General features: G+C 64.9%; 15 protein-coding genes. 12 read left to right on the top strand and 3 right to left on the bottom strand.

Annotated features, from left to right (window positions below; translation table 11 throughout):
* The first annotated feature begins 90 nt into the window (after positions 1–90).
* The 11 genes from urtB to KHO49_RS04160 all read left to right on the top strand — a co-directional run bounded on the left by urtB (position 91) and on the right by KHO49_RS04160 (position 10,004).
* The gene (urtB, locus tag KHO49_RS04210) at positions 91–1,593 is read left to right on the top strand and encodes an urea ABC transporter permease subunit UrtB (protein WP_102881970.1); all 1,503 of its coding nucleotides are present in this window, start codon (positions 91–93) and stop codon (positions 1,591–1,593) included.
* Positions 1,593–2,672 (top strand): urea ABC transporter permease subunit UrtC, encoded by a 1,080-nt coding sequence (urtC, locus tag KHO49_RS04205; RefSeq protein ID WP_102862965.1) that lies wholly within the window; start codon positions 1,593–1,595, stop codon positions 2,670–2,672. The genes urtB and urtC overlap by 1 nt, the downstream gene beginning before the upstream one ends.
* The gene (gene urtD, locus KHO49_RS04200) at positions 2,669–3,529 is read left to right on the top strand and encodes an urea ABC transporter ATP-binding protein UrtD (protein WP_102881972.1); all 861 of its coding nucleotides are present in this window, start codon (positions 2,669–2,671) and stop codon (positions 3,527–3,529) included. Before urtC ends, urtD begins: the two co-directional genes overlap by 4 nt.
* A gap of 139 nt (positions 3,530–3,668) precedes the next feature.
* Positions 3,669–4,367, top strand: a complete 699-nt coding sequence (urtE, locus tag KHO49_RS04195) for an urea ABC transporter ATP-binding subunit UrtE (protein WP_102862963.1) — start codon at positions 3,669–3,671, stop codon at positions 4,365–4,367.
* A gap of 30 nt (positions 4,368–4,397) precedes the next feature.
* Positions 4,398–5,237 (top strand): urease accessory protein UreD, encoded by an 840-nt coding sequence (locus KHO49_RS04190; protein ID WP_213664652.1) that lies wholly within the window; start codon positions 4,398–4,400, stop codon positions 5,235–5,237.
* Positions 5,238–5,279: 42 nt separating this feature from the next.
* Positions 5,280–5,582, top strand: a complete 303-nt coding sequence (locus KHO49_RS04185; RefSeq protein WP_102881974.1) for an urease subunit gamma — start codon at positions 5,280–5,282, stop codon at positions 5,580–5,582.
* 9 nt (positions 5,583–5,591) lie between these two features.
* Positions 5,592–6,125 carry a GNAT family N-acetyltransferase gene (locus KHO49_RS04180; RefSeq protein WP_102881975.1) on the top strand — a complete coding sequence of 178 codons (534 nt, stop codon included), beginning with the start codon at positions 5,592–5,594 and terminating at the stop codon, positions 6,123–6,125.
* A gap of 7 nt (positions 6,126–6,132) precedes the next feature.
* Positions 6,133–6,666, top strand: coding sequence for a GNAT family N-acetyltransferase (locus tag KHO49_RS04175; RefSeq protein ID WP_102862960.1), 534 nt, complete (start codon positions 6,133–6,135; stop codon positions 6,664–6,666).
* Positions 6,663–6,968: an urease subunit beta gene (locus tag KHO49_RS04170; RefSeq protein WP_102862959.1), complete on the top strand. Its 306-nt coding sequence runs from the start codon at positions 6,663–6,665 to the stop codon at positions 6,966–6,968. The genes KHO49_RS04175 and KHO49_RS04170 overlap by 4 nt, the downstream gene beginning before the upstream one ends.
* Before the next feature lie 108 nt (positions 6,969–7,076).
* Positions 7,077–8,777, top strand: a complete 1,701-nt coding sequence (gene ureC, locus KHO49_RS04165; protein ID WP_213664651.1) for an urease subunit alpha — start codon at positions 7,077–7,079, stop codon at positions 8,775–8,777.
* A gap of 99 nt (positions 8,778–8,876) precedes the next feature.
* On the top strand, positions 8,877–10,004 hold the full coding sequence (locus tag KHO49_RS04160; RefSeq protein WP_102862957.1) for a sensor histidine kinase: 1,128 nt from the start codon (positions 8,877–8,879) through the stop codon (positions 10,002–10,004).
* 174 nt (positions 10,005–10,178) lie between these two features.
* On the opposite strand, the gene KHO49_RS04155 is transcribed toward KHO49_RS04160, so the two are convergent.
* A complete protein-coding gene (locus KHO49_RS04155; RefSeq protein WP_102862956.1) occupies positions 10,179–10,481 on the bottom strand; it encodes a chaperone modulator CbpM in 303 nt (100 codons plus the stop codon).
* A 23-nt stretch (positions 10,482–10,504) separates the two neighbouring features.
* On the bottom strand, positions 10,505–11,443 hold the full coding sequence (locus tag KHO49_RS04150) for a DnaJ C-terminal domain-containing protein (RefSeq protein WP_102882200.1): 939 nt from the start codon (positions 11,441–11,443) through the stop codon (positions 10,505–10,507).
* A gap of 297 nt (positions 11,444–11,740) precedes the next feature.
* Here KHO49_RS04150 and KHO49_RS04145 point away from each other — a divergent pair, with 297 nt between their 5' ends.
* Positions 11,741–13,006, top strand: coding sequence for an Hsp70 family protein (locus KHO49_RS04145; RefSeq protein ID WP_102862955.1), 1,266 nt, complete (start codon positions 11,741–11,743; stop codon positions 13,004–13,006).
* A gap of 66 nt (positions 13,007–13,072) precedes the next feature.
* Here KHO49_RS04145 and KHO49_RS04140 read toward each other — a convergent pair whose 3' ends face one another.
* Positions 13,073–14,083, bottom strand: coding sequence for an AI-2E family transporter (locus tag KHO49_RS04140; RefSeq protein WP_102881980.1), 1,011 nt, complete (start codon positions 14,081–14,083; stop codon positions 13,073–13,075).
* Positions 14,084–14,151: the final 68 nt, after the last annotated feature.

The raw sequence follows: 14,151 nt of genomic DNA, 5'->3' as shown, positions 1-14,151 counted from the left end.
ACGTGCTCTTGAGGCCGTTGAAGGTCCTGCGGACCTTATCGCAGCCTGCGGCAGCGGCTACAGAACCACGCTACGCGCAAGGCCACTGATATGCCCACTGCCCTCTACCGTTTGATCCTCGCCTGCCTGTTGCTGCTGCCCATGGCCGCCCAGGCCGGCGACGCCGAAGACTTCGTCGCCGGCAACTCCAGCGAACAGGCCCGGCTCCTGGAAAGCTGGGCCGCGCAGCCCGACCCGGCGCGCCTGGAACTGCTCATGGCCCTGCAACAAGGCCAACTGAGCATGGCCGGCGAAACCAAACCCCTGCGCCTGAACAACCGCTTGCGGGGCCTGATCGACAGCGCCCTGGCCAGCCACCAACTGCTCGCCGCCGACGCCCAGAGCCGGCTGGCCGCCGCCCGCCAATTGCAGAAAAGCGCCAAGCCGGCGCAATTGAAATTCCTCGATGCCCAGCTCGCCGCCGAGCAAGACCCCGGCGTGCACGCCGCCCTGAGCCTGGCCCTGGCCAACCTGCAACTGGTGGACAGCGACCCGGCGGTGCGTCTGGCCGCCGTGCGCCTTTTGGGGGAAACCGGCGACCCACTGGCCCGCACCCGTCTCGAAGGCCTGCTGCAACCCGGGGTCGAGGCCGATGCCAATGTGCGCACCGCCGCCGAAACCAGCCTGGCCCAGGTCAAGCGCAAGCTGCTGGTGGGTGAAGTCCTCGGCCAGGCCTTCAGCGGCTTGTCCCTGGGTTCGATCCTGCTGCTGGCGGCCCTGGGCCTGGCCATCACCTTCGGCCTGCTGGGGGTGATCAACATGGCCCACGGCGAGATGCTGATGCTCGGCGCCTACGCCACCTACGTGGTGCAGCTGCTGTTCCAGCGCTACGCCCCACAAGCCATCGAGTACTACCCGCTGCTGGCACTGCCGGTGGCGTTCTTCGTCACCGCCGGGATCGGCATGGCCCTGGAACGCACGGTGATCCGTCATCTGTATGGCCGGCCCCTGGAAACCCTGCTGGCCACCTGGGGCATCAGCCTGATGCTGATCCAACTGGTGCGCCTGCTGTTCGGCGCGCAGAACGTCGAGGTGGCGAACCCGGCCTGGCTCTCCGGCGGCATCCAGGTATTGCCCAATCTGGTACTGCCCTACAACCGCATCGTGATCATCGCCTTCGCGCTGTTCGTTGTCGTGCTCACCTGGCTGCTGCTGAACAGGACCCGCCTGGGCCTGAACGTGCGAGCAGTGACCCAGAACCGCAACATGGCCGCGTGCTGCGGCGTGCCCACCGGCCGCGTGGACATGCTCGCCTTCGGCCTCGGCTCGGGCATCGCCGGCCTTGGTGGCGTGGCCCTGAGCCAGGTCGGCAACGTTGGCCCGGACCTGGGCCAGAGCTACATCATCGACTCGTTCCTGGTGGTGGTGCTCGGCGGCGTCGGGCAACTGGCCGGCAGCGTGCTGGCGGCCTTTGGCCTGGGGGTGGCGAACAAGATCCTCGAACCGCAGATCGGCGCCGTACTGGGCAAGATCCTCATCCTGGCGCTGATCATTCTGTTCATCCAGAAACGCCCGCAAGGACTCTTCGCACTCAAAGGACGGGTGATCGACTGATGAATCAACCACTGCTCATTACCGCCAGCCAGAAAGCCGGGCCCAAGGTCACGATCGCCGTCGGCGCGCTGCTGCTCCTGGTGCTGCTGGCCTTGCCGCTGTTGTCACTGCTGCCGGCGGACAACCCGCTGCAGGTCTCGGCCTACACCCTGACCCTGGTGGGCAAGATCCTCTGCTACGCCATTGTCGCCCTGGCCCTGGACCTGGTCTGGGGCTACGCCGGGCTGCTGTCCCTGGGCCACGGCCTGTTCTTCGCCCTGGGCGGCTACGCCATGGGCATGTACCTGATGCGCCAGGCAGCAGGCGACGGCTTGCCAGCGTTCATGACCTTCCTTTCGTGGAGCGAACTGCCCTGGTACTGGACCGGCACCAGCCACTTCCTCTGGGCCCTGTGCCTGGTGGTGCTGGCGCCGGGTCTCTTGGCCCTGGTGTTCGGTTTCTTCGCCTTCCGCTCGCGGATCAAGGGCGTGTACTTCTCGATCATGACCCAGGCCCTGACGTTTGCCGGGATGCTGCTGTTCTTCCGTAACGAGACCGGTTTTGGCGGCAACAACGGCTTCACCAATTTCCGCAGCATCCTGGGTTTTGGCATCACCGAACCCGGGACTCGCGCGGTGCTGTTCCTGGCCACGGTGCTGCTGCTGGTGGCCAGCCTGTACCTGGGCTGGCGCCTGGCCCGGAGCAAGTTCGGCCGGGTGCTGACCGCCCTGCGCGATGCCGAGAACCGCCTGATGTTCTGCGGCTACGACCCGCGTGGCTTCAAGCTGTTCGTCTGGGTCTTGAGCGCGGTGCTCTGTGGCTTGGCCGGGGCCCTGTATGTGCCCCAGGTGGGCATCATCAACCCCAGCGAGATGTCCCCCACCAACTCCATCGAGGCTGCCGTGTGGGTGGCCCTGGGCGGACGCGGCACGCTGATCGGACCGCTGCTGGGCGCCGGGCTGGTGAACGGCATGAAGAGCTGGTTCACCGTGGCCTTCCCCGAATATTGGCTGTTCTGCCTCGGCGCCCTGTTCATCGTGGTGACCCTGTACCTGCCCAAGGGCGTGATCGGCCTGCTGAAGAAACGAGGTGAACAATGAGAGTCACAGCCACCGCGGACTTCATGCTCGAACCCATTCTCGACGCCAACAAGGACGCCGGCGCCAGCCGCGACGCCATCGGCCTCGGACACGCCGCCGGCAAGGGCCTCAACACCCGCCACGGCACCCTCCTGACCCTGGAAGACATCAGCGTCAGCTTCGACGGTTTCAAGGCCCTCAACGACCTCAACCTGTACATCGGCGTCGGCGAGCTACGCTGCATCATCGGCCCCAACGGCGCCGGCAAGACCACCCTGATGGACGTGATCACCGGCAAGACCCGCCCCACCCAGGGCAAGGCCTGGTTCGGCGAAACCCTGGACCTGACCCGGATGAGCGAAGTGCAGATCGCCCAGGCCGGGATCGGCCGCAAGTTCCAGAAACCCACGGTGTTCGAGGCCCTGAGCGTGTTCGAGAACCTGGAGCTGGCGCAGAAGACCGACAAGTCGGTGTGGGCCAGCCTCGGGGCGCGCCTGAGCGGCGAACAGAAAGACCGCATCGCCCAGGTGCTGGAGACCATTCGCCTGAGCCCTTCGGCCCAGCGTCAGGCCGGCTTGCTGTCCCACGGTCAGAAGCAGTTCCTGGAGATCGGCATGCTGCTGATGCAGGACCCGCAACTGCTGTTGCTGGACGAGCCAGTGGCGGGCATGACCGACGCCGAGACCGAGTTCACCGCCGAGCTGTTCAAGACCCTGGCGGGCAAGCATTCGCTGATGGTGGTGGAGCACGACATGGGCTTTGTCGGCTCGATTGCCGACCACGTCACCGTGCTGCACCAGGGCAGCGTGCTGGCCGAAGGGTCGCTGGAGCAGGTGCAGGAAAACGAGCGGGTGATCGAGGTGTACCTCGGCCGCTGACCCAACCAACCACCTTTGTAGCCGCTGCCGCAGGCTGCGATCGGCCTTGAAGAGGACGTGCTCTGCAAGGCCCATGAAGGTCCTGTGGACCTTGTCGCAGCCTGCGGCAGCGGCTACAGGTTTTTGAAGGAATCCGAACATGCTGCAAGTCGACCAGCTGCACCAATACTACGGCGGTAGCCACATCCTGCGCGGCCTGAGTTTCGAAGCCCGGATCGGCGAAGTCACCTGCCTGCTGGGACGCAACGGCGTGGGCAAGACCACCCTGCTCAAATGCCTGATGGGCCTGCTGCCGGTCAAGGAAGGCGCGGTCAACTGGGAGGGCCGGACCATCACCGGCTACAAGCCCCACCAGAGGGTCAACGCCGGGATCGCCTACGTGCCCCAGGGCCGGGAAATCTTCGGCCGCCTGAGCGTGGAGGAAAACCTGCTGATGGGCCTGTCCCGCTTCCCCGGCTCCCAGGCCAGGGAAGTGCCGGCCTTCATCTACGAACTGTTCCCGGTGCTGTTGCAGATGAAGCAGCGCCGTGGCGGCGACCTCTCCGGCGGCCAGCAGCAACAGCTGGCCATCGGTCGCGCCCTGGCCAGCCGCCCCCGGCTGCTGATCCTCGATGAGCCCACCGAAGGCATCCAGCCCTCGGTGATCAAGGAGATCGGCGCGGTGATCAAGCAACTCGCGGCCCGGGGCGATATGGCCATTGTGCTGGTGGAACAGTTCTACGACTTTGCCGCCGAACTGGCGGACCAGTACCTGGTGATGTCCCGGGGCGAAATCGTCCAGCAGGGCCGTGGGGAAAATATGCAGGCAGAAGGTGTACGCGGCCTGGTTACGATCTAATCTGTAGCTTCCTAACGATAACGACCCAGCATGAACTCACCTGCCGCCACCGCCCTGTTCACCCCCAGCTGGCACGCCGAGCTGGAACTGGCCTATGCCCGTTTCGGCGCCACCACGCGCCCGGTGCTGCGTCGCTACCTGGGCCCGCTGCGGGTGCAGAAGCACCTGTATGCCGAAGGCCCCGAGGTCTGCCAGCACATCATCGTCCACCCACCCGGCGGCATCGCCGGCGGCGACCGGCTGGCCATCAGTGCCCGGGTCGAGCGCGGCGCCTGGGCACAGCTGACCAGCCCCGGTGCCGCCAAGTGGTACCGCGCCACCGGTCCTGCCAGCCAGACCCTGAGGCTGCAAGTGGCGCCGGGGGCGACCCTGGAATGGCTGCCCCAGGAAACCATTGTCTTCAGCGCCGCCCAGGCCGAACTGACCACCCTGATCGAACTGCAAGGCGATGCCCGGCTGTTCTACTGGGATGTCGTGGCCCTGGGACGCCCGGCCAGTGGCGAGCGCTTCGAGCAAGGGCACTTCCAGGCTCACCTGGATATCCAGCGCGACGGCCGACCGCTCTGGCATGAGCGCCAGCGCATCAAAGGCGGCGACGGCCTGCTGGATTCCCCCATCGGCCTGGACGGCCAGCCAGTGTTCGCCACCTTGCTGGTAACCGGTGAAATCGACAGCCAACTGCTGGAGCGCTGCCGCGCCCTGGAACACCCGGTACGTGGCGACCTGAGCCAACTGCCGGGCCTGCTGGTGGCCCGCTGCCTGGCCAGTGAAGCCCTGCAGGCCCGGGCCTGGCTGATCGACCTGTGGCGCCTGCTGCGCCCGGCGTTGCTGGGCCGCGAGGCCGTGCCGCCGAGGATCTGGAACACCTGACGCCGACTCTTTTTTCAACTGCCCAACAACGGATTGATCACGATGGACCTGACCCCACGCGAAAAAGACAAGCTGCTGATCTTCACCGCCGGCCTGGTGGCCGAGCGGCGACTGGCTCGCGGCCTCAAGCTCAACTACCCGGAAGCCATGGCCTTTATTTCCGCGGCGCTGCTCGAAGGCGCCCGGGATGGCCAGACCGTGGCTGAACTGATGCACTACGGCACCACGCTGCTGAGCCGTGAACAGGTGATGGAAGGCATCCCGGAAATGATCCCGGAGATCCAGGTCGAGGCCACCTTCCCCGACGGCACCAAGCTGGTCACTGTCCATCAACCCATCGCCTGAGGCCGCGCCATGACCTATCGCATCCGCGACGCATTGCACGCCGACCTGCCGGCGATCCGCGACATCTACAACGACGCCGTGCTCAATACCACGGCGATCTGGAACGACTCGCCGGTGGACCTGGGCAACCGCCAGGCCTGGTTCAGCGCACGCCAGGCCCAGGGCTACCCGATCCTGGTGATCGTCAACGCCGAGGAGCAGGTGCTCGGCTACGCTTCCTTCGGCGACTGGCGACCCTTCGACGGCTTTCGCCACACCGTGGAACATTCGGTCTATGTCCGCCGCGACCAGCGCGGCAACGGCCTGGGTCCACAGCTGATGGCGGTGCTGCTGGAACGTGCCCGTGGCTGTGACAAGCACGTGATGGTGGCCGCCATCGAGAGCGCCAACGCCGCCTCGATCCGTCTGCATGAGCGCTTCGGTTTCATCAGTACCGGGCAGATGCCCCAGGTGGGCACCAAGTTCGGCCGCTGGCTGGACCTGACCTTCATGCAGCTGATTCTCAACCCTGGGGCACAACCGCCCGCCCCTCACAAGGAGTGACCTCTCGATGAACGCCGCCCAACTGCGCCGAGTCCATGGAGAAAGCTTTGCCCATTACCGTCAAGGATTGATCGACCTGCTGCTGGATTCGGTGCACCACGGCGCGTCCATCGGCTTCATGGCCGATCTGGACGACAGCCAGGCCCGGGATTACCTCGGCAGCGTGCAGGCAGGCGTCGAGGACGGCAGCCTGATGCTGTGGGTGGTGGTTCACGATGAGAAGGTCCTGGCCAGCGTGCAACTGGCGCTGTGCATGAAGGCCAATGGGCGCAACCGCGCCGAGGTGCAAAAGCTCCAGGTGCTGCACAGCGCCCGGCGCCGCGGCCTGGGCCAGCAACTGATGAACGCCCTGGAGCAGGCCGCCCGCCAGCACAAGCGCGGGCTGCTGTACCTGGACACCGAGGCAGGGTCGGCGGCCGAGGACTTCTACCGTTCCCTGGGCTACACCCGGGTCGGCGAGCTGCCCAACTACTGCCAGAGCCCGGACGGCACCTACACCGCCACCGCCATCTACTTCAAGACCCTGGGACAACCCCTATGATTCCTGGCCAATACCAGATCCAGCCCGGCGAGATCGAACTCAATGCCGGGCGCCGCACCTTGACCCTCAGCGTGGCCAACAGTGGCGACCGACCGATCCAGGTCGGCTCCCACTATCACTTTTTCGAAACCAACGACGCCCTGACCTTCGACCGCGCCGCCAGCCGCGGCATGCGCCTGAACATCGCCGCCGGCACCGCGGTGCGCTTCGAACCGGGACAGACCCGGGAAGTGGAACTGGTGGATCTGGCCGGCAAGCGCCGGGTGTTCGGTTTTGCCGGACGCATCATGGGCGACCTCTGATCCCTCGCCCCCACGCACATAGGAGCCAGCTTGCTGGCGAATGCGGTCTTTCGGGCCCCTTCGCCGGCAAGCCGGCTCCTACAAGACCTGTTTCTGTAAGGAGCTGCGATGAAGATTTCCCGTGAGGCCTATGCCGACATGTTCGGCCCTACCGTGGGCGACAAGGTGCGGCTGGCCGATACCGAGCTGTGGATCGAAGTGGAGCAGGACTTCACCACCTACGGCGAAGAAGTGAAGTTCGGCGGCGGCAAGGTGATCCGCGACGGCATGGGCCAGAGCCAACTGCTGGCGTGCGATGTGGTGGACACCCTGATCACCAACGCGCTGATCATCGATCACTGGGGCATCGTCAAGGCTGACGTCGGCTTGAAGGACGGGCGCATCGCCGCCATCGGCAAGGCCGGCAACCCGGATATCCAGCCCGATGTGACCATCGCCATCGGCGCCAGCACCGAGGTCATCGCCGGTGAAGGCATGATCCTCACCGCCGGCGGCGTCGACACCCATATCCACTTCATCTGCCCGCAGCAGATCGAAGAGGCGCTGATGAGCGGGGTCACCACCATGATCGGTGGCGGCACCGGGCCGGCCACCGGGACCAACGCCACCACCTGCACCTCCGGACCTTGGCACATGGCGCGCATGCTCCAGGCCGCGGACGCCTTCCCGATGAACATCGGTTTTACCGGCAAGGGCAACGCCAGCCTGCCGGAGCCCTTGATCGAGCAGGTCAAGGCGGGGGCCATCGGCCTCAAGCTGCACGAGGACTGGGGCAGTACTCCGGCCAGCATCGACAACTGCCTGAGCGTGGCCGATGAGTACGACGTGCAGGTGGCAATCCACACCGACACGCTGAACGAGTCCGGCTTCGTCGAAACCACCCTCGGCGCCTTCAAGGGCCGGACTATCCACACCTACCACACCGAAGGTGCCGGCGGCGGCCATGCCCCGGACATCATCAAGGCCTGCGGCTTCGCCAATGTGCTGCCCAGCTCCACCAACCCGACCCGGCCCTTCACCCGCAACACCATCGACGAACACCTGGACATGCTCATGGTCTGCCATCACCTGGACCCGAGCATCGCCGAGGACGTGGCCTTCGCCGAGAGCCGCATCCGCCGGGAAACCATCGCCGCCGAAGACATCCTCCACGACCTGGGCGCGTTCTCGATGATCAGCTCCGACAGCCAGGCCATGGGCCGGGTCGGCGAGGTGGTGACCCGCACCTGGCAAACCGCCGACAAGATGCACCGCCAGCGCGGTCCGCTGCCGGGCGACGGCTCGGGCAACAGCAACTTCCGGGTCAAGCGCTACATCGCCAAGTACACCATCAACCCGGCCATCACCCACGGCATCAGCCATGAGGTGGGCTCCATCGAAGTGGGCAAGTGGGCCGACCTGGTGCTCTGGCGCCCGGCCTTTTTCGGGGTCAAGCCGACCCTGATCCTCAAGGGCGGGGCCATTGCCGCGAGCCTGATGGGCGACGCCAATGCCTCGATCCCGACCCCGCAACCGGTGCACTACCGGCCGATGTTCGCAAGCTTTGGCGGCAGCCGTCACGCCACCAGCCTGACCTTTATCAGCCAGGCCGCACTGGATGCCGGCGTACCGGAGCAATTGGGGCTGAAGAAGCGCATCGCCGTGGTCAAGGGCTGTCGCACCGTGCAAAAGAGCGACCTGATCCACAATGACTACCTGCCGAACATCGAGGTCGACCCGCAGACCTATCAGGTCAAGGCCGATGGGGTACTGCTGTGGTGCGAGCCGGCGGATGTGCTGCCCATGGCCCAGCGTTACTTCCTGTTCTGAGGCGTGCCCGGCCACTGGGCAGGCGCGATGTTGAAGCCGTGGATAAGGCGCTAAGATGCGTGTCGGTTTTCCACTCTCTGCCCAATAAGGTGCCCGGCTATGCGCCTGTCCGATTTCATCGTGCAGCACGTTGATCGAATCGTTGATGAATGGGAACAATTTGCCAGGACCCTGGCCGCGGACACTCTGACCCGCAGCGACCTGCGGGATCACGCCACCTCGATCCTGCTGGCGGCCGCCCGGGACATGCGCATCACCCAGAGCCCGGGTGAACAGCTGGCCAAGGCCAGGGGCGAAGGCCCGGAGAAATCCCCGAGCCTGGATGCGGCCGCCGCCAGCCATGGCGAACTGCGCCATCACGTGGGTTTCGATCTGGTGCAGATGACGTCCGAATTCCGCCACCTGCGGGCCTGCGTGATCCGCCTGTGGGTCGCCAGCCTGGTAACCCCGGACCTGGAACACCTGCAGGACATGATCCGTTTCAACGAAGCCATCGACGAAGCCCTGGCCGAGTCCACCTGCGCCTATGCCGAGCAGGTCAGCCGCTCACGGGACATCTTCCTGGCGATTCTCGGCCACGACCTGCGGGCACCGTTGCAGGCGGTGAGCATGTCCACCGAGATGCTGGCGCGCAAAGTGCCGCTGGATGGCGACGCCCAGGCCTTTGTCTCACGCATCAAGACCGGCACCCGACACATGGGCGCCATGGTCAGCGATTTGCTGGAGTTCGTCCGCAGTCGCCTGGGCAACGGCCTGCCCATCGACCCCGCGCCCATGGACCTGGCCAGCGCCGCCAAGGCGGCCATGGACGAAGCCTGCGCAGGACAGCCCGATTGCACGCCGTTACTGAGCTTCGAAGGTGACAGCCATGGCATCTGGGACCGGGGACGTATCGAACAGATGCTGCAGAACCTGATCGGCAACGCCCTGCAGCACGGCAGCAACCGCCGTACCGTGACCGTGACCATTACCGGCGGTGCGGAACAGGTGCTGTTGACCGTGCACAATTACGGCACGCCGATTCCCAAGGAAGCCCTGGGCACCCTGTTCGATCCTTTGGTGCGCAGTGCAGATGAGGAACTGGGCAGCACCAGCACCAGCCTTGGCCTGGGGTTGTTCATCGTCAAGGAAGTGGTGACCGCGCACCAAGGCAGCATCGAGGTCAGCTCCAACGAGAGCGACGGCACCACCTTCACCGTCACCCTGCCGCGGGTCTCCCGCGCCTGAGGCTCGCTATAACTGCTGCTGCCCTCTGTAGCCGCTGCTGAGCGCCAGCGAAGCTGCGAACGAGGACGCAGTCCTCGCAACCTGCTTTTTCCTGACACCCCGCAGCGGCCTGTTTTTACGGCCGCTGCACGCCCGGTCGCAGCCTCGCTGGCGCTCGGCAGCGGCTACAGGTCATCAGTCCAGCAGCAGGCGGCCCAGGCGCTGCTTGAGCATCTGGTTCTCCGCCCGCAGTTGCCGCACCTCGTCCAGCAGGTCCAACGCCAGGGCGACGCCTTCCCACTCCAGGTCCAGGTCGCGGCGCAACTTCGCCGCGCGCTTGGCCAGGGCCAGTTCGACATCATTGAAGCGCCAGTCCTTGGGCGCCGTCCCCTGAGGTTCGAGGATGCCGTGTTCGACGATTTCGATCACGTAGGCCGCCGACAGGTCGGCCACTTCACAGAACTCTTCCATGTCCAGCTGAACGATCAGGGTGCTCATGATCAGCGCCTCCTAGTGTCGAATCAGAAATTTTCCCGAGGGTCGAACGCAGCCTTCTTCGCCAGCTCCTGCCACAACGCCTTGACGTCGTCGCCGGTCTGCTTGGGCATCACCGCCTTGAGCTGGACGAACAGGTAGCCACGCTGGCCGGCCTTGTTCAGCAGGCCATGCCCCTTGGCGCGCATGCGCTGGCCGTTCTGGCTGCCGGCCGGGACCTTGAGATTGATCTTGCCGGTCAGGGTCGGCACCGCCACCTCGGTGCCCAACGCCAGCTCCCAAGGGGCCAGCGGCAGGGTGATGATCAGGTTTTCGCCTTCGACATCGAATTTCGGATGGGGCGCAAAACGAATGGTCAGGTACAGGTCGCCATTGGCCCCGCCGCCCACACCCGGCGCGCCCTGGCCCTTGAGGCGGATGCGCTCGCCGTCGGTGACCCCGGCCGGAATCTTCACGTTCAGGCTTTTGCTGGTGTTGCTGACGTGCTGCCCGTTGGCGTTGTATTGCGGCACCTGGAAGCTGATCTTCTTCGACTCGTTCGACAGGGTTTCTTCAAGAAAGATCGGCAGTTCCATTTCCACATCCTGTCCACGACGACCGCTGCTGCGGCGCTGCTCCGGGCCGCCGAATCCTGGCCCCCGGTTACCAAAGATCGAACTGAAGAAGTCCGAGAAGTCCCCACCGTCACCGCCACCAAAGCCGCCACGGCTCTGCCAGCCCGGTGGCCCCTGGAACGGCTGGCCGTGCTGGCCGTACTTGCGCAGGTCGTCGTACTCGGCGCGCTTGTCGGCGCTTTTCAGCGCTTCATAGGCTTCCGAGGCATCCTTGAACTTGGCCTCGGCATCCTTTTCCTTACTGACGTCGGGGTGGTATTTGCGCGCCAACTTGCGATAGGCGGCCTTGATCGCCTTGTCGTCCGCCGTCGGCTCCACGCCGAGAATCTTGTAATAGTCTTTGAAGTCCATCGAGGGAATCACCATCCGTTATCAAAGTCGCGCGGCGTGCAGCACAGCATGCTCGGTCTGGCAGCATGAGAATTGATCAATCTCAATCCTCTGACTGAACGGCGCATCAGAAGTTTATCGGCAGCCGCGGGCGGATCTTGTGATCCCTGGTGGCTGCTCGGCCCATGCCTGCAAGTTTGGGGGTCAAGGATAGTCTTTCAAGGCACGACAGGGGGTGATTTAGCAGATAGTCGGCCTTTGCAACGCGCGAGGACTGGCGTACGCTTCGCGGCCGTTTTTTTCACCGGATCCAAAGACATGAACAACGCCACCCCGGCCCGTGCCTGCGGCATTGACTTCGGTACCTCCAACTCCACCGTCGGCTGGCTGCGCCCCGGCGAGGAGACGCTGATCGCCCTGGAGGACGACAAGATCACCCTGCCTTCGGTGGTGTTCTTCAATATCGAGGAGCGCCGTCCGGTGTACGGCCGCCTGGCGTTGCACGAATACCTGGAAGGCTACGAAGGCCGGCTGATGCGCTCGCTGAAGAGCCTGCTGGGCTCCAAGCTGATCAAGCACGACACCAGCGTGCTGGGCACCGCGATGCCGTTCAAGGACCTCTTGGGGCTGTTCATCGGCCAGCTGAAAAGCCGCGCCGAAGCCACCGCCGGTCGGGAATTCGAGCAAGTGGTACTGGGCCGCCCGGTGTTCTTCGTCGATGACGATGCCGCCGCCGACCAGGAAGCCGAAGACACCCTGGTGGAAGTGGCGCGCAAGATCGGCTTCAAGGAAGTGTCCTTCCAGTACGAACCCATCGCCGCGGCCTTCGACTACGAATCCACCATCGAACGCGAAGAGCTGGTACTGATCGTCGACATCGGCGGTGGTACTTCGGACTTTTCCCTGGTGCGCCTGTCCCCCGAGCGCCGTGGCGTCGACAACCGTCACGACGACATCCTCGCCACTGGCGGCGTGCACGTCGGCGGTACCGACTTCGACAAGCAACTGAGCCTGCAGGGCGTGATGCCACTGTTCGGCTACGGCAGCCGGATGAAGAGCGGCGCCTACATGCCCACCAGCCACCACATGAACCTGGCGACCTGGCACACCATCAACTCGGTGTACTCGCAAAAGTCCCAGCTGGCCCTGGGCAGCATGCGCTACGACATCGAGGACACCGGCGGCATCGACCGTCTGTTCAAGCTGATCGAACAGCGCGCCGGGCACTGGCTGGCCATGGAAGTGGAAGAAACCAAGATCCAGCTGACCCACGCCGAGAACCGCCTGGTGGCCCTGGACCGCATCGAGCGCGACCTCAGCGTCGACCTGAGCCGGGCCCTGTTCGAGTCCTCCATCGACGGTTTGCTGGAGCGCATCCGCACCAGCGTCACCCAACTGTTGAGCGATGCCAATGTGGGTGTGGCCCAGGTCGACACGGTGTTCTTCACCGGCGGTTCCAGCGGTATTCCGGCGCTGCGCCAGAGCGTGGCGGCCATGCTGCCCAACGCCCGGCATGTGGAAGGCAATATCTTCGGCAGCATCGGCAGCGGTCTGGCCATCGAGGCCAAGAAGCGTTACGGCTGAAACCGCCTCACCGGCCAGCCGGCTCCTACAGACCGTTGTGGGAGCCGGCTGGCCGGCGAACAAGATTCACACCAATCCCGCCAGCTTCAACTCGCTCTTCAAGTACGCGTAATAGATCGGCCCCGCCACCACCCCGGGCAGGCCGAAGGCGGCCTCGAACACCAGCATCGCCAGCAGCAGCTCCCAGGACTTGGCACTGATCTGCCCGCCAACGATCCGCGCGTTGAGGAAGTATTCCAGCTTGTGGATAAAGATCAGGTAGCCCAGCGCCGCCACCGCCACCCAGATCGACAGCGACAGGCCGACGATGGTGATCAGGGTGTTGGAGATCAGGTTGCCGATCACCGGCAGCAGGCCCAGCAGGAAGGTCAGCACGATCAGGGTCTTGGTCAGCGGCAGCTTGACCCCGAACAGCGGCAGGATCAGCGCCAGGAAGATCCCGGTGAAGAAGGTGTTGAGCAGGGAGATCTTGATCTGGGCGAAGACGATGTTGCGAAACGCCTGGACCAGCAGGTGCAGGCGGTCGAACAGCGCCGCGGCCAGGGGCTTGCGCTTGGTCAGGTCGGGAATGCGCTGCAGCGCGATGATCGCCCCCAGGACCATGCCGATCAGCAAGGTCACGAACATGTGCGCCGCGTCCTTGCCCACCAGTTGCAACTCGCTCAGGTGCTTGCTGGCCCAGGCGCCGATGGCGGTCTGGAACTCGGCCGCACTGGCCGGCAGGTAGGAATCGAGGAACGGCGGCAACTGGCCGCGGGCCTTGTCCACCACCACCATGAACTTGCCCAGCGAAGCGCCGGGGTTCTCCGCTTCATGCAACAGGAAACTGATGGCCCCGGCGAACAGCAGGGTCAGCAGACTGACCACCAGGGTGCCCAGCAGGGCCACCGCCAGCCAGCGCGCGCGCCGGCCTTCGATCAGCCGCTGCAGTTGCGGGGTGAGCATGTTGACCAGCTCGAACACCAAGAGACCGGCCAGCAGGCTGGGCAACAGACGCATGGGCAAGGCCAGCAACAGGCCACCGAAGATGATGATCCAACTGATGAACAACAGATGACGCTGTGAAAACGCTGGCATAAAGCCTCAAGACAAACAGCGGGAAAAGACCGGCAGTCTGCCAGCCTTCACCCCGGAGGAATAGTGGC

This window comes from Pseudomonas sp. RC4D1 (assembly GCF_018390395.1).
Classification (GTDB): domain Bacteria; phylum Pseudomonadota; class Gammaproteobacteria; order Pseudomonadales; family Pseudomonadaceae; genus Aquipseudomonas; species Aquipseudomonas danubii.
The sequence above is the reverse complement of the archived record's forward strand: the minus strand, read 5'-3'. Positions and strand labels throughout refer to the sequence as shown.